The sequence below is a fragment of the Streptomyces sp. NPDC048734 genome, from assembly GCF_043198675.1.
Classification (GTDB): domain Bacteria; phylum Actinomycetota; class Actinomycetes; order Streptomycetales; family Streptomycetaceae; genus Streptomyces.
The window spans coordinates 71,267-92,885 of the sequence record NZ_JBICUZ010000001.1; the positions used below are offsets into that span (position 1 = coordinate 71,267).

General features: G+C 72.1%; 19 protein-coding genes. 6 read left to right on the top strand and 13 right to left on the bottom strand.

Features of this window, described 5'->3' with window-relative positions; all coding sequences use genetic code 11:
• The first annotated feature begins 317 nt into the window (after positions 1-317).
• Complete coding sequence (locus tag ACGFQC_RS00280; RefSeq protein ID WP_363088545.1) at positions 318-1,544, top strand: cytochrome P450; 1,227 nt, start codon at positions 318-320, stop codon at positions 1,542-1,544.
• Between the two features lie 251 nt (positions 1,545-1,795).
• Here the strand turns inward: ACGFQC_RS00280 and ACGFQC_RS00285 are convergent, their stop codons facing one another.
• The 10 genes from ACGFQC_RS00285 to ACGFQC_RS00330 all read right to left on the bottom strand — a co-directional run bounded on the left by ACGFQC_RS00285 (position 1,796) and on the right by ACGFQC_RS00330 (position 11,107).
• A complete protein-coding gene (locus ACGFQC_RS00285; RefSeq protein ID WP_363088544.1) occupies positions 1,796-3,058 on the bottom strand; it encodes a cytochrome P450 in 1,263 nt (420 codons plus the stop codon).
• Positions 3,055-3,672, bottom strand: coding sequence for an ATP/GTP-binding protein (locus ACGFQC_RS00290; protein ID WP_363088543.1), 618 nt, complete (start codon positions 3,670-3,672; stop codon positions 3,055-3,057). The genes ACGFQC_RS00285 and ACGFQC_RS00290 overlap by 4 nt, the downstream gene beginning before the upstream one ends.
• On the bottom strand, positions 3,653-4,009 hold the full coding sequence (locus ACGFQC_RS00295; RefSeq protein ID WP_363088542.1) for a DUF742 domain-containing protein: 357 nt from the start codon (positions 4,007-4,009) through the stop codon (positions 3,653-3,655). Before ACGFQC_RS00295 ends, ACGFQC_RS00290 begins: the two co-directional genes overlap by 20 nt.
• Complete coding sequence (locus ACGFQC_RS00300; protein WP_363088541.1) at positions 4,006-4,425, bottom strand: roadblock/LC7 domain-containing protein; 420 nt, start codon at positions 4,423-4,425, stop codon at positions 4,006-4,008. The genes ACGFQC_RS00295 and ACGFQC_RS00300 overlap by 4 nt, the downstream gene beginning before the upstream one ends.
• 120 nt (positions 4,426-4,545) lie before the next feature.
• Positions 4,546-6,498 (bottom strand): ATP-binding protein, encoded by a 1,953-nt coding sequence (locus ACGFQC_RS00305; protein ID WP_363088540.1) that lies wholly within the window; start codon positions 6,496-6,498, stop codon positions 4,546-4,548.
• 422 nt (positions 6,499-6,920) lie between these two features.
• Positions 6,921-7,802, bottom strand: coding sequence for a glycine betaine ABC transporter substrate-binding protein (locus ACGFQC_RS00310; protein ID WP_363088625.1), 882 nt, complete (start codon positions 7,800-7,802; stop codon positions 6,921-6,923).
• A gap of 71 nt (positions 7,803-7,873) precedes the next feature.
• Complete coding sequence (locus ACGFQC_RS00315; protein ID WP_363088624.1) at positions 7,874-8,710, bottom strand: ABC transporter permease; 837 nt, start codon at positions 8,708-8,710, stop codon at positions 7,874-7,876.
• 23 nt (positions 8,711-8,733) lie between these two features.
• Positions 8,734-9,966 carry a betaine/proline/choline family ABC transporter ATP-binding protein gene (locus ACGFQC_RS00320; protein WP_363088539.1) on the bottom strand — a complete coding sequence of 411 codons (1,233 nt, stop codon included), beginning with the start codon at positions 9,964-9,966 and terminating at the stop codon, positions 8,734-8,736.
• Positions 9,959-10,606 carry an ABC transporter permease gene (locus tag ACGFQC_RS00325; protein ID WP_363088538.1) on the bottom strand — a complete coding sequence of 216 codons (648 nt, stop codon included), beginning with the start codon at positions 10,604-10,606 and terminating at the stop codon, positions 9,959-9,961. The genes ACGFQC_RS00320 and ACGFQC_RS00325 overlap by 8 nt, the downstream gene beginning before the upstream one ends.
• 6 nt (positions 10,607-10,612) lie before the next feature.
• Complete coding sequence (locus ACGFQC_RS00330; RefSeq protein ID WP_363088623.1) at positions 10,613-11,107, bottom strand: Lrp/AsnC family transcriptional regulator; 495 nt, start codon at positions 11,105-11,107, stop codon at positions 10,613-10,615.
• Between the two features lie 122 nt (positions 11,108-11,229).
• Between ACGFQC_RS00330 and hppD the strand changes: the two genes are divergently transcribed.
• Complete coding sequence (gene hppD, locus ACGFQC_RS00335) at positions 11,230-12,375, top strand: 4-hydroxyphenylpyruvate dioxygenase (protein ID WP_363088537.1); 1,146 nt, start codon at positions 11,230-11,232, stop codon at positions 12,373-12,375.
• 41 nt (positions 12,376-12,416) lie between these two features.
• Here the strand turns inward: hppD and ACGFQC_RS00340 are convergent, their stop codons facing one another.
• The gene (locus ACGFQC_RS00340) at positions 12,417-13,892 is read right to left on the bottom strand and encodes a tetratricopeptide repeat protein (RefSeq protein WP_363088536.1); all 1,476 of its coding nucleotides are present in this window, start codon (positions 13,890-13,892) and stop codon (positions 12,417-12,419) included.
• 92 nt (positions 13,893-13,984) lie between these two features.
• Here ACGFQC_RS00340 and ACGFQC_RS00345 point away from each other — a divergent pair, with 92 nt between their 5' ends.
• On the top strand, positions 13,985-15,391 hold the full coding sequence (locus ACGFQC_RS00345) for an FAD-linked oxidase C-terminal domain-containing protein (RefSeq protein WP_363088535.1): 1,407 nt from the start codon (positions 13,985-13,987) through the stop codon (positions 15,389-15,391).
• Between the two features lie 11 nt (positions 15,392-15,402).
• Here the strand turns inward: ACGFQC_RS00345 and ACGFQC_RS00350 are convergent, their stop codons facing one another.
• Positions 15,403-15,891 (bottom strand): SsgA family sporulation/cell division regulator, encoded by a 489-nt coding sequence (locus tag ACGFQC_RS00350; RefSeq protein WP_363088534.1) that lies wholly within the window; start codon positions 15,889-15,891, stop codon positions 15,403-15,405.
• A gap of 226 nt (positions 15,892-16,117) precedes the next feature.
• Between ACGFQC_RS00350 and ACGFQC_RS00355 the strand changes: the two genes are divergently transcribed.
• Together ACGFQC_RS00355 and ACGFQC_RS00360 are read left to right on the top strand one after the other, a co-directional pair.
• Positions 16,118-17,758, top strand: a complete 1,641-nt coding sequence (locus ACGFQC_RS00355) for an RDD family protein (protein ID WP_363088533.1) — start codon at positions 16,118-16,120, stop codon at positions 17,756-17,758.
• Positions 17,759-17,825: 67 nt separating this feature from the next.
• Positions 17,826-18,533, top strand: a complete 708-nt coding sequence (locus ACGFQC_RS00360) for an RDD family protein (protein ID WP_363088532.1) — start codon at positions 17,826-17,828, stop codon at positions 18,531-18,533.
• 66 nt (positions 18,534-18,599) lie between these two features.
• On the opposite strand, the gene ACGFQC_RS00365 is transcribed toward ACGFQC_RS00360, so the two are convergent.
• On the bottom strand, positions 18,600-18,872 hold the full coding sequence (locus ACGFQC_RS00365) for a hypothetical protein (RefSeq protein ID WP_363088531.1): 273 nt from the start codon (positions 18,870-18,872) through the stop codon (positions 18,600-18,602).
• A gap of 352 nt (positions 18,873-19,224) precedes the next feature.
• Between ACGFQC_RS00365 and ACGFQC_RS00370 the strand changes: the two genes are divergently transcribed.
• A complete protein-coding gene (locus ACGFQC_RS00370; RefSeq protein ID WP_363088530.1) occupies positions 19,225-21,570 on the top strand; it encodes an immune inhibitor A domain-containing protein in 2,346 nt (781 codons plus the stop codon).
• Positions 21,571-21,619: the final 49 nt, after the last annotated feature.

Sequence of the window (21,619 nt, forward strand, 5' to 3'; positions counted from 1 at the left end):
CTCCCCCGGAAGGGGGATCCCACTCGCCGCACCGGCCGAAGACCCGAGTACGTCCGGTACGAGGGCCTCCGGCCGGCACTCCCCCCAGCCTCCGGCCGGCACTCCCCCCAGCCTCCGGCGGGGGTACCCCCGGAGCACGCACCGGCCGCCGCTCCTTCACGGGCGAACGTCGCCCGCCACGGCACCGGCTTCCGGACGGGGGCGCTTTTCGGCCAAGGATCGTCCATCGTTGAACAGCTGGCCGGGACGGGCTGTCCCGGCCGTCGGATGATCAATAACCTTGTGCGGTAAGCCTGTTACCGGTCCCAGGGAGATCCATGTCCACCGCTCAGCAGGTCCCCGACATCCTCTCGCCCGAGTTCGCCGCGGATCCCTACCGGGCCTATCGCGTGATGCGTGAGAGTGCCCCCCTCTTCTGGCACGAACCCACGCAGAGCTACGTCATCTCCCGTTACGAGGACGTGGAGCGCGTCTTCAAGGACAAGAGCGGCGAGTTCACCACCGACAACTACACCTGGCAGATCGAACCCGTGCACGGCAAGACGATCCTCCAGCTCAGCGGGCGCGAGCACGCGGTGCGCCGGGCCCTGGTCGCCCCCGCCTTCCGCGGCAGCGACCTGCAGGAGAAGTTCCTGCCGGTGATCGAACGCAACTCCCGTGAGCTGATCGACGCCTTCCGGTCCACCGGCTCCGCCGACCTGGTGGCCGACTACGCGACCCGCTTCCCCGTCAACGTGATCGCGGACATGCTGGGCCTGGACAAGGCCGACCACGCCCGGTTCCACCGCTGGTACACGTCGGTCATCGCCTTCCTCGGCAACCTCTCGGGCGACCCCGAGGTGGCGGCGGCGGGGGAGCGCACCCGGGTGGAGTTCGCCGAGTACATGGTGCCGATCATCCGGGAGCGCCGCGACAACCTCGGCGACGACCTGCTGTCGACGCTGTGCGCCGCCGAGGTCGACGGCGTGCGGATGAGCGACGAGGACATCAAGGCCTTCTGCAGCCTGCTGCTCGCCGCGGGCGGCGAGACCACCGACAAGGCGATCGCGGGCATCTTCGCCAACCTGCTGCAGCACCCCGAGCAGTTGGCGGCCGTCCGGGAGGACCGCGGCCTCATCGCCCGCGCCTTCGCCGAGACGCTGCGCTACACGCCCCCGGTGCACATGATCATGCGGCAGTCGGCCGCCGAGGTCACGCTCAGCTGCGGCGTCGTACCGGCCGGCGCCACGGTCACCTGTCTGATCGGCGCCGCCAACCGGGACGAGAACCGCTACCGGGATCCGGACCGGTTCGACATCTTCCGCGACGACCTGACCACCACCACCGCCTTCTCGGCCGCCGCCGACCACCTCTCCTTCGCGCTCGGCCGCCACTTCTGCGTCGGCGCCCTGCTCGCGAAGGCCGAGGTCGAGATCGGTGTCGGCCAGCTCCTCGACGCCATGCCGGACCTCCGCCTCGCCGACGGCGCCGAACTCGTGGAACAGGGCGTCTTCACACGGGGACCGCAGAGGCTGCCCGTGCGCTTCACCCCCGTCGCCGGCTGACCCCGGACCCGAGCCGCGCGCGGGCGGCCGCCGCCCCGAACCGCGAGTGCCCGCGCCGCGTCGGCTGCGGCGGGCGGGGCGCGGACACGGGCGAGGCAAGGCGGCGGGCGGGGCGGCCGACCGCGGGCCGGGACGGCGGGGGACCTGCCGCCGCACGTCCTCGCGGTCGGCCGCCCCGCCCGCCGCCGCACGTCTCCGCCGTCGGCGGGCGCTTGCCGACCGCACACGCCTGCCGGTCCCGGCCCGCCCCGCTACCGCACCACCGGGGTGAACTCCACCGGCAACGCGTGCAGACCGCGCATCCAGATGGACGGGCGCCAGGTGAGCTGCTCCGGCTCCACCGTGAGGACCAGGTCGGGCAGCCGTTCCAGGAGGGTCTCCACCGCGGTGCGGGCGATGACGTCGGCCAGCAGCGGAGCCGGGTAGGGGCACCGGTGCTCCCCGCTGCTGAACGACAGGTGCGCGGAGCTCTCCGCCCCGACGTGCGACTCGGGCCAGATCTGCGGGTCGGTGTTGGCCGCGGCGAGTCCCAGCACCAGGCAGTCGCCCGCCCGGATCAGCCGTCCGCCGAGCTGGGTGTCGCGCACGGCCCAGCGGCCGATGAAGTTCTGCGTCGGGGTGTCGAGCCAGAGGACCTCGTTGAGCGCCTCGCCCACGCTGAGCCTGCCCCCCGACACGCTCACGGCGAACCGCTCGTCGGTGAGCAGCAGCCGCAGCGTGTTGCAGATCCAGTTGGCGGTCGGCTGCTGCGCCGCGGCGATGACGGAGATCAGGTCCTGCACGACCTCCTCGTCGGTCAGTCCGGCCGGATGCCGCAGCATGCGCGAGGTGACGTCCGGCCCCGGACGCTCCCGCTTCTCCTTGACCAGTTGCTGGATCCGCTCACCCACGCGCGTGTACGCGGCCACCGGGTCGTCGCCCTCCGCGGCGTCGAGGGAGATCCGCAGGTCCTCGACGAGCTGCTGGGTGGCCTCACCCGTGTGCGGCATCCCGCACATCTGGACCGCGGCACGCATCGGCAGCGCGTGCGCGTACATGCTCATCAGCTCGGCCTGGCCGCTGCCGGCGAACGACGCGATGAGCCGGTCGGCGAGCTGCCGGCAGTCGCGCGACAGCTGGAACTGGTCGACGCCCTCCAGCGCCTCGGTGATGACCCCGGCCCGCCGCCGGTGCTCCTCGCCCTCGGTGAACAGCACCGAGGGCTGGTACCCGACGAACGGCAGCAGCGGCCAGTCCGCGGGGATGTTCTCCCACTGGTTCCAGCGCCGCGAGTCGCGGGCGAACAGCTCGTCGTGACCGGTCACGTAGCTGACCTCGGCGTAACCGAGGACCAGCCAGGCGGGGATGTCCCCGTCGAGCAGCACGGGCGCCACCGCGCCGTGCTCCCGGCGCAGGGTCCGGTACAGCTGCGCCGGTGTCTGCTGGTACTCCAGACCGCCCAGCCGCACGGCGCCCGCGTGCGCGGGGCACCCCGGGCCGGGCGCGTGCGGGGGACGGGATCCGGTGTCGGTCACGGTGTCATCTCCTGGGCCATGGCCAGTTCGTAGAGGTGGTCCACGAGGGTGATCAGTACGTCTTTGCCCGACGACCGGACCCGCGCGTCGCAGTCGACGAGCGGCACGTGCGCGGGCAGGGCGAGCGCCTGGCGGATCTCGTCGAGGGAGTACCGGTTGGGTTCGTCGTCGAACCGGTTGACGGCCACCACGAACGGCGTCTTGTGGTGTTCCAGCCGGTCTATCGCGTACCAGGACTCGTCCATCCGGCGCGTGTCGACCAGGACGACCGCGCCGAGGGTGCCGGAGAAGAGCCGGTCCCACAGGAACCAGAACCGCTCCTGGCCCGGTGCGCCGAACAGGTACAGCACCATGCGCTTGTTGAGGCTGATCCGGCCGAAGTCGAAGGCGACCGTCGTGGTGGTCTTCGTGGCCACCTGCAGCGTCTCGTCGACACCGACCCCCGCCTGCGTCATCACCTCCTCGGTGTTGAGCGGACGGATCTCGCTGACCGAGCGGACCAGGGTGGTCTTGCCGACCCCGAAGCCGCCCACGACGACGATCTTCAGGCCCGTCTCGGCGGCATCGGACAGGGGCGTACGCAGGGAGGGCAGGTCAGAGGTTGCGGAGCCCATGCAGCACCTCCATGAGTAGGGCGGAGTCGGGGAGCGCGGCGAGCGACCGCGGCGCGGGTGGGTGACGGGCGGTGATACGGCCCATGGCGAGCAGGTCGCCGAGGAGGATGCGCACCACCGTGATCGGCAGCTTCATCTCCGCGGCGACCTCGACGAGGGCCGTCGGATGCCGGCACAGATCCAGGATCCGTGCGTGCTCCGACTGCATCCCGGCGGTGGGTGCGCTCTCACTGACGATCAGGGTGACCAGGTCGAATGCGTCGTCCGCACGGCTGCGCCCGCCCGTGATCGTGTAGAGGCGGTCGGGGTCGCCGGTGTCCACGGGCCGACGCGTCACGACGATGCGCTCCCCTGCGCGCTCCCGCGGGGCTCGGCCCGCAGGTGCTCGCCGATCTGCTCGACCAGCTCGGTCATCTGGTGACCCACCACTCCGGGGTCGGCGCTCTCCGCGCAGAGGAGCGCCAGGTGCGCGCCGTCACCCGCCTGCACGATGAAGAGCTGACCGCCGTGGAACTCGGTCATGGAGTGGCGGACACCACCGCTCCCGTCGCCGAACTCGACGGACGCGCCCTGGGCGAGGGCCTGCATGCCCGAACAGATGGCTGCCAGCTGGTCGGCCTGGTCGAGCGCCAGGTGTTCGGTCCAGCACAGCTTCAGGCCGTCCCGGGACAGGACCAGGGCGTGCCGGGCGCCGGGAACGCGCTCCAGAAGGCCCTGCAGAAGCCAGGTGAGGCTGTTGTCGGTGGTCTGCATGGTAGGTGTGGGGACGGTGGGGCCCGGGAGCCCCGTCACCGGCCCGTTCCTCCAATCTCACGAGCTGAAGCGGGGGAAGAGGGCGCCATGGCTCCGGCGCCGGAGGGGAAGGACGTGGGGTTACCGGGCCGCCGGCGGCTCGGGTGGGGTGCCGGTGCCGGACGGGCCGGTTTCGCCGGCGGAGGTGCGCCCGCTGTGGAAGGCCCCGAAGCGGGAGCCCGCGTCGCGTGCGACGGGAGCGGTCGGCCCCGGTGCGCCGCCCGGCGCGGAGGAGTCGGCCGCCGTCCTGCGCTGCTGCCGTTCCTGCTCGGCCTCGGCCATCGTGCGGCCGGGGGCGCGGACGGGCAGGCCGTTCGGCGTGGCCGCCGCCGGACGGCGGGACGCGTCACGACCGCGGACCTCCGACGAAGCCGAAGCCGGGGTCGAAGCCGGAGTCGAAGGCGAAACCGGGGTCGGAGCCGGAGCCGGAGCCGGGGTCGAAGTCGCGGCCGGGGCCGGAGCGGAAGCCGCGGGAGGGGCGGCGGCAGCCGGTCGCCCGGCGGGAGCGGGCAGGCCGCCGGTCCCCGAGACTCCGCCGGTCCCCGAGACTCCGCCCGGCACTGACTCTTCACCCGGCATGGACACTCCGCCCGTCGTCGACTGTGCGGTGCTCGTCGTGGCCCGCGCGGACCCCGGCGCGGGCGTCGCCGCGGCGGGCCGGTGTGCCGTCTCCTGCGGTGCGGCGTCCCGCCGCTGGGCGAGCAGCTGCCGGGGCAGCAGGACGACGACGCCGGTGCCGCCGCGGGACGAGGGCCGGTAGTTGACGCTGATGCCGTACTTGACGGCCAGCCCGCCGACCACGGCCAGGCCGAGCCGGGTGCCGGGCAGTGAGGCGAGGTCGGTCATGTGGCCCGCCACGGCCTCCTCGGCGTGCCGCATCGCCGCGTCCGCCATCTTCAGGCCGCTGTCCTCGATCGTGACGACGAGTCCGGCGCTGTGCTCGTCGACGTACACGTGGACCTCGTCGATGGGCGGCGAGAAGTTGGCCGCGTTGTCCATGAGTTCGGCGATCAGGTGCATCACGCCTTCCGCGGCGAAACCGGAGATCGCGGCGTTCGTGGAACAGTGCAGCCGCACGCGCTGGTACGCCGCGATCCGGCCGGCCGCGCCGCGCAGGATGCTCTCCATCACGATCGGCTTGTTCCAGGCGCGGCTGGACCGGCCGCCCATGAGGAGGGCCAGCCGGTCGGTCATCAGGCCCAGCTGGGAGGTGCTGTGATCCAGTTTCAGCAGGTCGCCGAAGATCTCCTCGCCGTGCCGCTCCTGCATCTCGCGCAGATCGGCGAGCATGCTCACGGTCTTGGCCTGGACCCGGCTCAGGGCCTTCGCGGAGGCGGCCTGTGCGGCGGCGGCCCGCCGCTCGCTGCGGGCGAGTTCCCGCACGAACGCCTCGACGGGTGCCCGCAGCAGGGAGGAGGGCGGCCACTCCCACCCGGCCAGCACGGTGTCGGCCGAGTTGCCCTCCCGCAGCTGCTCGACCATGTCGGGCAGGACCGACCGCGTCACCTGCGCGACCTCTTCGGTGACCTGCGCCAGTTCCTCGCGGGCGCGCAGCCGTTCGGTGTCCGTGGCCGCCGCGTACTGCACGACCTGCTCCACCGCGGAGCTGAAGGTCTCCACGGTGCGGCGCAGTTGTGCGTCGGCGGGCAGCGTCACCTGGTCCAGGGCGTCCTTCGCCCGCGCGCCGTCCCGGAGCCGGCTCACGAGGGCGGGCACGGTGACGTTCACCAGGTGCGCCGACTCGGCCGACTGCTGCGCCGACAGCGCTGTCAGCCGGGTGAGTTCGGCGTTTGCCGCGGCGGTGGCCCGGCGGGCCCGCCGCAGCAGCAGGCCGCAGAAGAGGACGGCGGCCGCCACGCAGCACCAAGCGGCCACAGCCGTGACCACCGTCCAGGTGCGGGCCGCGGCGGGGGCCGTCGCGACGGCCGTACCCGCGGCTGCGGCACCCAGCAGCAGCACGGTCACGGGTACGGCCGACGAGGTGGGGGGGAGTTCAGCTGACCGACGCTGACGGGGTGGTGCAGGCAGAGGCATTCCGCGGTTCCTCGGTCCTCGAGAGCAGGAAGAACGGATCGACCGACACGACGGCCGCAGGCCCGGAAGCGAGAAAGATGTGATTTTCCGATCCGGGTACCGGCTCATGCTAGTCATTGCGCGGGGAGTGGTGATCTCACCGCTTGCCCAGCCTGCCGGTGAGCGGATTTCGTCGCAAAGCCGCTGCTGGAAACGGGCACCGTGGTAGCCGCGAGATGGTGTTTTTCTCCCGATGTCCTTCCCGCGCAACAGGCGATCACGGGCGTCAACTGCTTTGAGATCACTGCCCGGAGGACGTGGCGGCCGGAGCGGAGCGTCGGTTTCCGGTCAATTCTGAAAGTTCCGCGCGCAGTGTGAGTCGAAAGTCGTGCAGGCCGATCACAGGTTCCCCACGAAATCCGCCACAGGAACGGAAGAGGCCCCTACTTCACGAATCCCTCCGCCTTCATCCAGTCCAGCGCGACCTGATGCGGGTCCTCCCCGTCCACGTCCACCTTCGCGTTCAGTTCCTGTGCCACCGCGTTGTCCAGCCTGGCGGTCACCGGGTCGACGACCTCGGCGATGGCCGGCCACTTCTCGAAGGTCTCGGTGTTGATCACGGGCGCCGCGTTGTAGTTGGGGAAGAACTTCTTGTCGTCGGCCATCACCACCAGGTCCATGGACCTGATGCGGCCGTCGGTGGTGAACACCTCCCCGTAGGTGCAACTCCCCTTCGCCGTCTGCGTGTAGATGATCCCGGTGTCCATCTGCGTGATCCGGTCCGTCGGCACGTCCATGCCGTACGCCCTCTGCATGCCCGGCAGCCCGTCCGCGCGGTTGGCGAACTCGCCCTCCACGCACAGCGTGACGGCCTTCGGGTCGGACCGGGACAGCGCGGCCACCTCCGACAGCGTCTTCGTGCCGTACTTCTCGTAGTTGGCCCGGTTCATCGCCAGCGCGTAGGTGTTGTTCAGCCGGGACTGCGGCAGCCAGGTCACCCCGTTGCGCACGTCGGCGTCCCGCACCGCCTCCCACTGCCGCCGCGGGTCGGTGATGGGCTCGCTGTTGCCCTGGTACGTGATCCAGGCGGTGCCTGTGTACTCGTACATGGCGTCGGCGTCGCCCTTGCGGATCGCCTCGCGGCCGCCGATGGACCCCTGGATGCCGGTGCGGTCCAGGACGTCCGCGCCCGCTGCCTCGAAGGCGATGCCCAGCATCGCGCCGAGGATGAGGCTCTCGGTGAACGACTTCGACGTCACGGTGAGATCGGCGCCCCTGAGCGGCTCCCCCTTGCCGATCGAGCCGGGGGAGACGTCGTCGACCATGGGAGAACCGCTGGTCAGCCCGCAGCCGGAGGCCAGCACCAGCAGCACAGCGAGAGCGCACGGCACCCTTCTCACCGCCCCACCTCCAGGCCGCGCGGCCGCAGCAGCACCTCGGCCAGGGAGGCCAGCCAGTCGACCAGCAGGGCCAGCGCCACGGTCAGGACGGAGCCCAGCACCAGCACCGGCATGCGCTGGTTGGTGATGCCGGCGGTGATCAGCACGCCCAGTCCGCCGCCCCCGCCGAAGGTCGCCAGGGTGGCCGTGCCGACGTTCAGGACGAGCGCCGTACGGACACCGGCGAGGATGAGCGGCACCGCCAGCGGCAGTTCCACGCGGGCGAGCGCCCCGAGCGGGGACATGCCGATGCCGCGGGCGGCCTCCAGCAGCGTCGGGTCGTTCGCCTTCAGACCGGCGATGGTGTTGGAGAGCACCGGCAGGACGGCGTAGGCGATGATCCCGATCAGGGCCGCCCGGCGGCCGATGCCCAGCCAGATCACCAGCAGGGCGAGCAGGCCGATCGCGGGGGTGGCCTGGCCCATGTTGGCGACCGCCATCGCGACCGGGGTGGCCCTGCGGAAGGCCGGCCGGGTCAGCACGATGCCCAGCGGGATCGCGATGATCAGGACGAAGAAGGTCGAGATCACCGTCAGCTCGATGTGCTGCCACAGCGCCTTGGACACCTGCCGGCCGGCCAGCGCGTTCTCGGAGACGGTGTCCAGGTCCGCCTGCGCGAACCACAGCCAGGTGGCGAGCAGCATCGCGACCACGAACGCGGGCACCAGGGTCAGCTTCGGCCAGCCGATGCGGCGGCGCGCGGGAGCGGGCGGCGCAGCCGGGGGCTCCTCCCGGTCCGGCCGGTCGTCCAGCCCGGAGGTGCTCGTGCCGTCGTCCAGCCCGGAGGTGTTCATGCCGTCGTCCAGCCCCGAGGTGCTCATGCCGTAGCCTTCCCGCCGGGGCCCTCCTGCTCCGCGTGCGTCTGCGCGGCCCGGGCCTCCTCCAGTTCGTGCTGGGCCTCCAGCGCCTCCAGCCGGTCGGCCTCCAGCAGTTCGTGCACCGAGTTCATCAGCGTCTCCATGTCGACGACCCCGGTGTACTCACCGCGCCGCCCGGTCACCGCGACCCGCCCGGTGTTGTCGGTGAGGACCGCCTCCAGGGCGTCCCGCAGTGTCGCGTCCCGGGTCACCGTGTCGGTCACCAGCGTGCCGGCGCGGGCCAGCGAGCCCTTGGCCCGCATCAGGTCGCCGCGCCGCAGCCACTTGTAGGGCCGGCCGCGCTTGTCCAGCAGCAGGATCTCGTTCGTCCCGCTGGAGCGGATCCGGTTGAAGACGGTCTGGAGCGGGTCGTCGACGGTCACCGTCGGACACCCGGTGATCTCCACGTCCCGCACGCGCGTGAGGTTGAGCCGCTTCAGCGCCGCGCCGGCACCCACGAACCCGGACACGAAGTCGTCCGCCGGGTTGGTGAGGATCGCCTCCGGGGTGTCGAACTGGGCGATGTGCGAGCGCTCGCGCAGCACCGCGATCCGGTCGCCCAGCTTGATCGCCTCGTCGAAGTCGTGGGTGACGAAAACGATCGTCTTGTGCAGCTCGTGCTGGAGCCGGATCAGCTCGTCCTGGAGGTGGTCGCGGGTGATGGGGTCCACGGCGCCGAACGGCTCGTCCATCAGCAGCACCGGCGGATCGGCCGCCAGCGCCCGTGCCACGCCGACCCGCTGCTGCTGACCGCCGGACAGCTGGCGCGGGTAGCGGTGGCGGAACTCCCCGGGGTCCAGCCCGACCAGGTCGAGCATCTCCTCCACCCGGTCCCTGATCCGCCCCTTCGGCCAGCCGATCATCCCCGGCACCAGCGCGACGTTCTGCGCGACCGTCATGTGCGGGAACAGCCCCGAAGCCTGGATGGCGTAACCGACCTTGCGGCGCAGCTTCACCGGGTCGATGTCGGTGACGTCCTCGCCGCCGATGCGGATCCGGCCGCCGCTCGGCTCGATCAACCGGTTGATCATCTTCAGGGTCGTCGACTTCCCGCAGCCGGACGGCCCGACGAAGATGACGATCTCGCCCGCCTTGATCTCCATGTTCACGTTGTCCACGGCGGGACCCGCACTGCCCGGGTAGCGCTTGGTGAGGTTCTCCAGCTCGATCGCGGCGCCGTGGGACTCAGACACGGATCCCCCTCGGAATCGTCAGCCGGCCGACGACGACGTAGGCGGCGTCGAACAGCAGGGCCAGCACGATGATGCCGAGCGTGCCCGCGAGAACCTGGTTGAGCGCGTTCTTGCTGCCCAGGGAGGCCAGGCCGCGGAAGATCTCGTTGCCGAGGCCGGGCCCGGAGGCGTAGGCGGCGATGGCGGCGATGCCCATCAGCATCTGGGTGGAGACCCGGATGCCGGTCAGGATCGGCGGCCAGGCCAGCGGCAGCTCGACCCGCGCCAGCCGCATCACGCCGGACATCCCGATGCCCCTGGCCGCGTCCACCAGGGAGGGGTCGACACCCCGCAGCCCCACGACGCAGTTCCGCACGATCGGCAGCAGCCCGTACAGCGTCAGCGCGATCACCGTCGGCGGCACGCCCAGGCCCACCACCGGGATCAGCAGACCGATCATGGCCAGGGACGGGACGGTGAGGATGGTGGAGGTGGCCGTGGTGGCGAGGGCGCCGGCCCAGTCGCTGCGGTACGTGGCGACCCCGATCAGCACGCCGATCAGGGTGGCCAGGACCATGCACTGGAAGACGACGCTGGCGTGCTGGTAGGCGTCGGTGAGCAGCTGCTGGTGCCGGTTGCCCAGGTACTCCCAGAAACTCACACGCCCTCACCCCGTCGTCCGGCCCGGCCCTTCCCGATCGTCCGCGGCCTGCTCCACCAGCGGGATGATCCGCAGGGGCACGGGGTTCTCCATCACGATCGCGGTGGAGGCCCGGACAATGCCATCAAAGCCGACAACCCGGTCGATGACCCGTTGGAGATCGGCGTTGGAGCGGGCCACCAGACGGCACAGCATGTCCCCGGTGCCGGTGGTGGTGTGCAGCTCCAGCACCTCCGGCACGGACGCCAAGTGGGCCCGCACGTCGGCGCCTTGACCCTGCCGGATCTGCAGCGTGGCGAACGCGGTGACCGGGTAGCCGAGCGCCGCCGGGTCCACCTCGGGGCCGAATCCGCGGATGACTCCGTTCGACTGAAGGCGGTCCAGCCGCGCCTGCGCCGTCCCCCGGGCGACACCCAGCCGCCGCGACATTTCCAGCACGCCGATCCGCGGCTCCCGCGCCAGCAGCACGATGATCCGCCCGTCCAGATGATCGATCGCCACGCCCGCCTCCGAGATGGTCACCCTGTACAGAAAAGCCGCCGGGACCGCCGTACCACTGAGCAGAACGACCAGTGGTGCGACGAACTATTGCGCACCTTGCGGGGTGGCGCGACGCTTCGGCCATGACGCAGACCACACACCACACCCCCGACACCGCCCGGCAGGCCGACCCCTTCCCGGTGAAGGGAATGGACGCGGTCGTCTTCGCCGTGGGCAACGCCAAACAGGCCGCGCACTACTACTCCACCGCCTTCGGCATGCAGCTGGTCGCCTACTCCGGACCGGAGAACGGCAGCCGCGAGACCGCCTCCTACGTCCTGGAGAACGGCTCCGCCCGCTTCGTCCTGACCTCGGTGATCAAGCCCGCCACCGACCGGGGCCACTTCCTCGCCCGGCACGTGGCCGAGCACGGCGACGGCGTCGTCGACCTCGCCATCGAGGTCCCGGACGCCCGCGCCGCCTACGCCTACGCCCTGGAGCACGGCGCCCGCTCGGTCGCCGAGCCGTACGAGCTGAAGGACGAGCACGGCACCGTGGTGCTGGCCGCGATCGCCACCTACGGCGAGACCCGCCACACCCTCGTCGAGCGCGGCGGCTACGACGGCCCCTACCTGCCCGGCTACGTGGCCGCGAGCCCGATCGTCGAGCCGCCCGCCCAGCGCACCTTCCAGGCGATCGACCACTGCGTCGGCAACGTCGAACTCGGCCGGATGAACGAGTGGGTGGAGTTCTACAACGACGTCATGGGCTTCACCAACATGAAGGAGTTCGTGGGCGACGACATCGCCACCGAGTACAGCGCCCTCATGTCGAAGGTCGTCGCCGACGGCACGCTCAAGGTCAAGTTCCCGATCAACGAGCCCGCGATCGCGAAGAAGAAGTCGCAGATCGACGAGTACCTGGAGTTCTACGGCGGCGCGGGCGTCCAGCACATCGCCCTCAACACCGGCGACATCGTCCAGACGGTCCGCACCATGCGCGCCGCCGGCGTCCAGTTCCTCGACACCCCCGACTCGTACTACGACACCCTCGGCGAGTGGGTCGGCGACACCCGCGTCCCCGTCGAGACCCTGCGCGAGCTGAAGATCCTCGCCGACCGCGACGAGGACGGCTACCTGCTCCAGATCTTCACCAAGCCGGTCCAGGACAAGCCGACCGTCTTCTTCGAGATCATCGAGCGCCACGGCTCGATGGGCTTCGGCAAGGGCAACTTCAAGGCCCTCTTCGAGGCGATCGAACGCGAGCAGGCCAAGCGCGGCAACCTCTAGAGGCCACCGGCCACCGGCCACCGGTCACCACCGGTAGCCGGTCACGAGAAGTCCGGCACCCGCGCCACCGACGGCTCGCCCAGCGCCACCAGCGCCGTGCGGGCCGTCCGCGCGTGCAGCGGGGAGAAGTACGGGTTGATCCGCAGCGCCTCCTCCAGATGCCGCCGCGCCGCCCCCTCCCGTCCCAACCGCCACTCGATCACGCCCCGGTGATAGAGGTACGGCGCGCTGCGCACCGTGCCCTGGTGCGCCCGGTCGGTGGCGATCACGGCGTACCGCAGGCCCTCCTCGGGCCGCCCGGCCCGGTGCAGGGCCCAGCCCAGCGCGTCGGCGACCTCGATCCCCGGCTGGCGCCGCCACTGGGCGCGCAGCCGCCGCACGGCCGCCGCCGGATCGCCGTGGTCGGCCTCGAACAGGCCCAGCACCGGCGCCCCGTCCACCCCGCCCGCCGCCTCCCGCCGGACCCGCTCGCGCAGCAGGTCGTACCGCACGCGCGCCGCCCGTGCCATCCCCAGCGACTCGTACAGCTCGCCCAGCTCCAGCGCGTACTGCGGCAGCGGCTGCCCGGCCAGGGCCTCCTGGTACGCGGCCAGCGCCTGCGAGGTCCGGCCCAGCGCCGCCAGCGCCCGCCCCCGCCCGGCCTGCGCGGCCCGCTGGTCGGGGTCGAGCCGCACCGCCTCCCGGAAGTACCGCAGCGCCGCCTCCCGGTCACCGCGCTCGAAGGCGAGCTGCCCGGCCCGCTCCAGCCAGGCCGCCCGCTCGGCGGGAACGGCCGCCCCGGCCGCCGCGTCCGACAGCGCGGCCGCCGCGTCCTCGCGCCGGCCCTCGTCCCGGTAGACGGCCGCCGCCCGCCCCAGCGCCGCCGGTCCCGAGCGCAGCTCCAGCAGCCGCTCCAGCGCGGCCTTCGCCTTCTTGTGGTCGCCGAGCCCGGTGTAGGCGTCGATCAGCTGCGGATACACCGTCCAGCGCTTCGGAGCCCGCTCGCGCGCGGCCTCGCCCCAGGACCGCGCGGCCGGGAAGTCCCGGCGGGCGTTGGCGAGGGCGGCCAGCCCCACCAGGGCCTCGGTGTTCCCCGCGGGACGCACCGACAGGGAGGTCCGCAGCGCCCGTTCGGCCTTGGGGTAGAGGGCGGCGTCGGCGGTGCGCCGACCGCGCTCGACGTAGGCCGCGCCCAGGACCGCCCAGGAACGGGCGTCCTCCGGACGGGCGCGCACCCGCGCCTCGCGCTCGCCGATCAGCGCCGCCAGATCGGGCAGCGAGGCCGCCGCCCCGGTCCGGACGGCCGCCTGCGCCCGCGCCCCCGGAGCGGGCCCCGGCGCCGGCCGGCCCGCCTCCTCGCCGGGCAGGCACAGCAGGACCCCGCCCAGCACGAGGCCGCCGGCCACCGCGCCGGCCAGCACCCGCCGGCGCGGCCGGGAGCGGGCCCTCCCCGCCCCGGACCGCCTCTCGGCGGCTGCGGCGTCGGCGTCGGCAGGGGCCTGGGCAGCGGCGTCGGCGGTCTCGGTAGCGCTCTCCATGGCGCCCACTGTGCGCCAGGGCGACGACCGCGTGCCGGTATCGGCCGGGTGCCGCAGACGGGGTTCACACCGATGGCGGCGGGTGCGACGCTGTGATCATGAGCCGCATCGAAGCCCCTCGCGACGAGGTGACCGGCAACCTCCTCGACCGACTGCTCGACGGCCTGCCCGCCGAGGCGGTCCTCACCGACCCCGACGTCACGGCCGCCTACGCCCACGACATGGCGAGCTTCTGCCCGGCCGGCACCCCGGCCGCCGTCGTGCTGCCGCGCACGGTCGAACAGGTCCAGCACGTCCTGCGCACCGCCACCGAGCTGCGCGTCCCGGTCGTCCCGCAGGGCGCCCGCACCGGCCTGTCGGGCGCCGCCAACGCCTCCGACGGCTGCCTGGTCCTCTCCCTGACGAAGATGGACCGCATCCTGGAGATCAGCCCCGTCGACCGCGTCGCCGTCGTCGAACCGGGAGTCGTCAACGCCGTGCTCTCCCGCGCGGTGGGCGAACACGGCCTCTACTACCCGCCGGACCCCTCCAGCTGGGAGACGTGCACGATCGGCGGCAACATCGGCACCGCCTCCGGCGGCCTGTGCTGCGTGAAGTACGGCGTCACCGCCGAGTACGTCCTCGGCCTGGACGTCGTCCTCGCCGACGGACGACTGATGTCCACCGGCCGCCGCACCGCGAAGGGCGTCGCCGGGTACGACCTCACCCGCCTGTTCGTCGGCTCCGAGGGCTCCCTCGGCGTCGTCGTCCGCGCCACCCTGGCGCTGAGGCCGCGGCCGCCGCGGCAGCTGGTCCTGGCCGCCGAGTTCGCCTCCGCCGGCGCCGCCTGCGACGCCGTCTGCCGCATCATGGCCGGCGGCCACGTCCCCTCCCTCCTCGAACTGATGGACCGTACGACGGTCGGGGCGGTCAACGAGCTGACCCGCATGGGCCTGCCGGAGACCACCGAGGCCCTCCTCCTCGCCGCCTTCGACACCCCGGACCCGGCCGCCGACCTCGCCGCCGTCGGCGCGCTGTGCGAGGCCGCCGGCGCCACCCGGGTCGTCCCCGCCGAGGACGCCGCCGAGTCCGAACTCCTCCTCCAGGCCCGGCGGTCCGCGCTGGTGGCCCTCGAGGCGGTCAAGGGCACGACGATGATCGACGACGTGTGCGTGCCCCGCTCCCGCCTCGGTGACATGCTCGAAGGCGTCGAGCGCATCGCCGGGAAGCACCGCCTCACCATCGGCGTCTGCGCCCACGCGGGCGACGGCAACACCCACCCCACCGTCTGCTTCGACGCGGCCGACCCCGACGAGGCACGGCGCGCCCGCGAGTCCTTCGACGAGATCATGGCGCTCGGCCTGGAACTGGGCGGCACCATCACCGGCGAGCACGGCGTGGGCGTGCTGAAGAAGGAGTGGCTGGCGCGCGAACTGGGCCCCGTCGGCGTGGAGATGCAGCAGCGGATCAAGCAGGTCTTCGACCCGCTGGGCATCCTCAACCCCGGCAAGCTGTTCTGAGCCGCGCGCCGTCATTCACCGTCCTTCGCCTTGTCCTTCGACCCGTCCGACGGCCACGGGTCGCACGGCCACAGGTCGTCCGCCGGAAGGGGAGCGAGCAGCTCGGCCAGCACCTCGTCGACGCCGAGCCGCCCGCCCTCGGTCCCCGGGGGCACCGCCTCCAGCGTCCGCTCCAGCCAGGCCGACACCTGGGCCGCGGGCGCCTCCAGCAGGGCGTCGCCGTCGGGTGAGCTGAGCGCCATCAGGACGACGCCGTGCCCGTCCGCCTTCGCCGGCCACACCTGCACGTCCCCGTACCCGCACGGCCGGAACACGCCCTCCACGAGGAGTTCGCGGGCGAACGTCCAGTGGACGGGGCACTCCGAGTCGATGTGGAAGCTGACGTGGACGGCGAAGGGGTCGTCGCTGCGGTAGCCGAGCCGCGCCGGGACCGCGACACTGCGCTCCGGCGACAGGACCAGCCGCAACTCCAGCTCTCGTTCCACCACGGTGTGGTGCATGTCCGTTCTCCTCTCGCTGCTGATGCGTACGTGCGGGAGAGCGACTTCGGATTCGACCGTTACGCGGGTACGGGGAACTTTTTCGCGGACGGTCCGAACATGTGCGGCGCGTGCACGACGTTGCCCGGAAAGGAGTGGGTCCGGCCGGACCGGCGATGGGAGTTGCGCCCGTCTGATAGATGTGGAGGCCCCCATCCCACCCCCGAGCAGATACGGGACGACGGACATGAGCGCCCCAACCCCGGCACCAGGTGACGACAGCCCCCGCGAGGGGTACTACCCGGACCCGTCCATCCCCGGCTACGTCCGGTACTGGAACGGCGCCTCCTGGGTGCCCGGCACCAGCCGGCCGGCGCCGTCCGGCGGCGAACCGCTCGCCGCCCCGGGAGCGTCCCCGGCCCCGGCATCGTCCCCCGCCCCGGCATCGGCCCCGCCCTCCGTCGAGGAGACCGGCCCGCACTTCTTCGACGAGGACCCGCGGCAGTACGGCAGCCGGCCCGAACCGGCCTCCGCGTGGGGCGCCGACCGCTCCCACCAGTCCGGCTTCGGCGGCGACCAGGACCGCCGCGTCTCCTGGGGCAACCCCCTGACCCCGGACCCCCGCACGGCACCACCGCCCGACGCCGCGCCGGACGCCACCTTCATGTCCCGCCGCCCGACCGTGGGCCCCGCGGCCACGGACGAGGGCACGATGACCTTCCGTACGCCGTCCCCGCGCCCCCCGGACCAGGCGGGCGCCGGCCCCCAGGGGCCCGTGGGCGTGGGCGGCGCGAGCGGCTCCGCCGGTGCCACCGGTGAGCCCGGGGCGGGGGCCGGTGCCGGGGTCTTCGGCCCGCCGGGTTCCGGGGGGCCGGGCGGTGCCGGTGCCGGTTTCGGCGCGGCGGGTCCGGCCGCGGGCGGCGCGGCCGGTGCGCCCGCCGCGGCCGGTGTGCCCGGCACGCCCGGATTCGGCGCGGGCAAGGCCGCAGCCGACCGTGCCGCGGCGGCCCAGGCCGTGCCCGCGCAGAGCGCCCCCGCCGCGCAGGCAGTCCCCGCCGCGCCCGTCCCGCAGGCCGCCCCCGCCCCGCAGGCCGCCCCCGCACAAGGCGCCCAGCCCCTCTCCGGCCCCCAGGGAGCCACCCCCGGTGTCTCCGCGCCGCCTGCCCCCGGTGCTCCGCACCCGGCCGGGGCCCCGGGTGCCCCCGGCCTCCCCCAGCAGGCCGACGGGGTCCGGACGCCCGGACCGGGCGGTGGCGCCGCGCCCATGGCCACGGGGCCCGGAGGCGGACAGCAGTCCTGGGCGCAGCAGGTGCACCAACTGGCGGGCTCCGGGGACGACCAGCCCGTGACGCCGTGGAAGCCGCCGGTGGACGACGTGTTCCAGGCCGCCGCCCGCCGGCAGGCGGCGGCACGTCCCGCCGGGCTCGGCAGGAGGCTGGGCGCGCGGCTCGTCGACACGCTCGTCCTCGCGGCCGTCACCGGCGCGGCGGCGGTCCCGCTCGGCCTGAAGGCGGTCGAGCACGTCAACGACAAGATCGAAGCGGCCGAACTCACCGGCGAGACCGTCACGGTCTGGCTGCTGGACGGCACCACGTCGGCGTACCTCGGCGTGGTCCTGGCCGTCCTGCTCTGCTTCGGCGTCCTGTACGAGGCGCTGCCGACCGCCAGGTGGGGCCGGACCCTGGGCAAGAAGCTGTTCGGTCTGGAGGTGCGGGACATCGAGGGCCACCAGCCCCCGTCGTTCGGCCTCGCCCTGCGCCGCTGGCTCGTCTACAGCGTCCCGGGTCTCCTCGCCGTCGGGATCGTCGGCATCGTGTGGGGCCTGTTCGACAGGCCGTGGCGCCAGTGCTGGCACGACAAGGCGGCGCACACGTTCGTGGCGGGCTAGGGCTGCCGTACCCCCGGACGGCCGCTCGCCGGATGCGGGGGCGGGCGGTTCGCGTTCGACTCGGGCCATGACGACCGAACCGCCCCCCGGTTCCGGCGGCGAGCCGCCGGAGGACGATCCGTTCAGGAAGCAGCCCCCGCAGCAGCCGCACGGGCCGGGGCAGGGCCCGCAGGGTTCGCCGTACGACAGTCCGTACGGCGGTGCGGGCGGGCAGCCACCGCCGTACGGGGGTGGGCAGCAGCCGCCGTACGGAGGCGGGCAGCAACCGCCTTTCGGCGGCGGGCCGTACGGCGGTGACCCCTACGGCGGTTACCCCGCGGACCCGCTCTCCGGGATGCCCCCGCTCGCCGACAGCGGCAGGCGCACGCTGGCGCGGATCATCGACATGATCCTGGTGGCGGTCGTCGTGTGGTTGCTGACGTGGGGCTTCGGGGTCAACGAGTACGACGCGGGCGACGTCCAGGTCGGCAAGTCCCTCGCCCAGTCCGTCGTGGCCGCCGTGCTGTACATCGCCTACGACACCTTCATGACCGCCAGGTCCGGCCGCACGCTGGGCAAGAAGTGGCTGGGCCTGCGCGTGGCCAACCTCGACGACGGCTCCACGCCCTCCACGCAGACCTCGCTGGTGCGCGCCCTCGTGCTGTGGGTGCCGTTCGCGTTCTGCTGCGCCTGTCTGTGGACGGCGATCTGCGGGGGCTGGAGCTTCTTCGACAAGCCCTACAAACAGGGTCTGCACGACAAGGCCGCCAAGACGGTGGTGGTCAGCACCGGCTGACGGTGTGTCGGTACGGCGGTAGGGGCCCCGCACCCATGAGGTGCGGGGCCCCTACCGCCGTACCGTTCAGCGTGTCGACGGCTCCCGGACCGGCTCGCGTGCCGCGGCGACCGAGGCGGGTACGGGCTCGTCCACGGTGGAGCGTGCCACGGTGACGGTGGCCCGGCGGTGCGGCGCCGGGAGCGTCATGGCGACGAGTACGCCGAGGGCGAGCGAGGTGACGGCGACGACCACGACGAGCGAGCCCGAACTCGCCTGTGACAGAAGCAGCATGGCGAGCGTCGAGAGGATGACGGTGCAGGAACCGTACGTGAGCTGTGCGACGGTCGGACGAGGCATGGCAATCGTGTCCTCGGAAGCGGGGGCGGTCTCGACTCTATTCGGCTGCATGCCCGACGGGAACGAGCGGTAAGCGTGAGCTGACACACGGTGCCGGTGCACAGGGGGCGCACGGAGTCATGGCGTCCATCTGCCGGACGGGACCACGCGCCTGTCACATGACCGTCACCTGTCCGCAATGCGAACGCGGGCTTCCAATAATGCGTTGACCTGTTCAAGTCAAGGTCTGTCTTTTCCGGTGAAGCAGTAGTCAAATGGCGTCACTTGACTACACGCGTATAACCGCGCGCGGACTTCCCTTGACATGGATCCCCCTTCCGCGCGTCCGGCACGCGTTAGGGGAGGCAATCAAGTGACCAGCAGATCCTGGACGTTCAGGACGGCCGCCACGGTCGTCGCCCTCGCGGCGGCCTCGGCGACGTTCTCGACGTTCGCCGTGGCACAGGCGGCCGACAACGCGCCGGCCGACACCCCGGCGGTGGACCGGCACGACCCGCAGCCGGCCAGCACCCGCGAACACGACTTCGACGGGCCGCTCAGCAAGACGCAGGAGGCCCAGCGCGAGGAAGCCCTCGAGCAGGTCATCTCCGGCGAAGCCACGGTCAAGAACCGGGACGGCTCCAAGGTCGTCCAGCTCGACAGCCGCAAGGGCGAGAGCAAGTACGTCGAACTCGGCCGCGAGAAGACCGACAAGATCTTCACGATCCTCGTCGAGTTCGGCGATCAGATAGACAGCCGCTACGGCGGCACCCCCGGCCCGCTGCACAACCAGATCGCGCAGCCGGACCGCACCAAGGACAACAGCACCGCCTGGCAGGCGGACTACGACCGGCAGCACTTCCAGGACCTGTACTTCGGCACCGCCGCGGGCACCGAGTCGCTGAAGAAGTACTACGAGAAGCAGTCCTCGGGCCGCTACTCGGTCGACGGCGAGGTCACCGACTGGGTCAAGGTCCCCTACAACGAGGCCCGTTACGGCTCCAACGACGCCTCCACCGGCGCCTGGTACGCCGTGCAGGACGGCGTCAACGCCTGGGTCGCCGAGCGCGAGGCCGCCGGTGACACCGCCGCCGAGATCAAGGCCGAACTGGCCGAGTACGACCAGTGGGACCGCTACGACTTCGACGGCGACGGCGACTTCAACGAGTCCGACGGCTACATCGACCACTTCCAGATCGTGCACGCCGGCGAGGACGAGTCCGCGGGCGGCGGCGCCCAGGGCGCGGACGCCATCTGGGCCCACCGCTGGTACGCCTTCGGCACCGACGCCGGCTCCACCGGCCCGGACACCAACAAGCTCGGCGGCACCCAGATCGGCGACACCGGCATCTGGGTCGGCGACTACACCATCCAGCCGGAGAACGGCGGCCTGGGCGTCTTCGCCCACGAGTACGGCCACGACCTCGGCCTGCCCGACGAGTACGACACGGCGGGCGGCGAGAACTCCACCGGCTTCTGGACGCTGATGTCCTCCGGTTCCTGGCTCGGCACCGGCAAGGACTCCATCGGCGACCTGCCCGGCGACATGAACTCCTGGGACAAGCTCCAGCTCGGCTGGCTGGACTACGAGGTCGCCAAGGCGGGCGTGAAGTCCAGGCACACGCTGGGCGTCGCGGAGTACAACACCAAGAACCCGCAGGCCCTCATCGTCTCCCTGCCGGAGAAGACGGTCACCACCGAGGTCGTCGCACCGGCCCAGGGCGCCACGCAGTGGTGGAGCGGCAGCGGTGACGACCTGCGCAACACCCTGACCCGCTCGGTCGACCTGACCGGCAAGTCGACGGCGGCGCTGTCGCTGGACGGCTGGTGGGACATCGAGGCCGACTACGACTACCTCTACACCGAGGTGTCCACGGACGGCTCCAACTGGACGCCGATCGACGGCAAGCTCGCCGACGGCTCGGCCATCCCGCGGGACGGCAGCGACAAGCCCGCCCTCACCGGCACGGTCGACGCCTACCAGAAGCTGACGTACTCCCTGGACGCCTACGCGGGCCAGAAGGTCGACGTCCGCTTCCGCTACGCCACCGACGGCGGCGTGGCCCAGAAGGGCTTCGCGGCCGACGGGATCACGGTGACCGCGGACGGCGCCACCCTGTTCTCCGACGACGCGGAGAGCGCGGACGCCGCGTGGACGGCCAACGGCTTCAGCCGCATCGGCGCGGCCATCACGGACGACTACGCGCAGTACTACATCGCCGAGAACCGTCAGTACGTCTCGTACGACAAGGTCCTCAAGGTCGGCCCGTACAACTACGGCTTCTCGACGACCCGTCCGGACTGGGTGGAGCACTACCCTTACCAGAACGGCCTGTTGATCTGGAAGTGGGACACCTCCCAGGCCGACGACAACACCAGCCAGCACCCGGGTGAGGGCCTGATCCTCCCGGTCGACTCGCACCCGACCCCGCTGAAGTGGTCCGACGGCACCCTGATGCGCAACCGCGTCCAGGCCTTCGACTCCACCTTCAGCTGGTACCCGACCGACGCGATCACGCTGCACAAGGCCGACGTCGCCACGAAGATCAAGGCCCGTCCGGGCGTCCCGGTCTTCGACGACGGCAGGTCGACCTACTACGACGCGTCGAACCCGCTGGCCGGCGTCAAGATCACTGACACCAACACCTCCATCAAGATCGTCAGTGAGCCCCTGAGTGGCTCGACGATCACCGTGAAGGTGGGTCCGTCGACCAAGTAGTCGACGTTTTAGCAGGTCAAAAGCGTATCGGCGGCAACCCCTGGCGGGT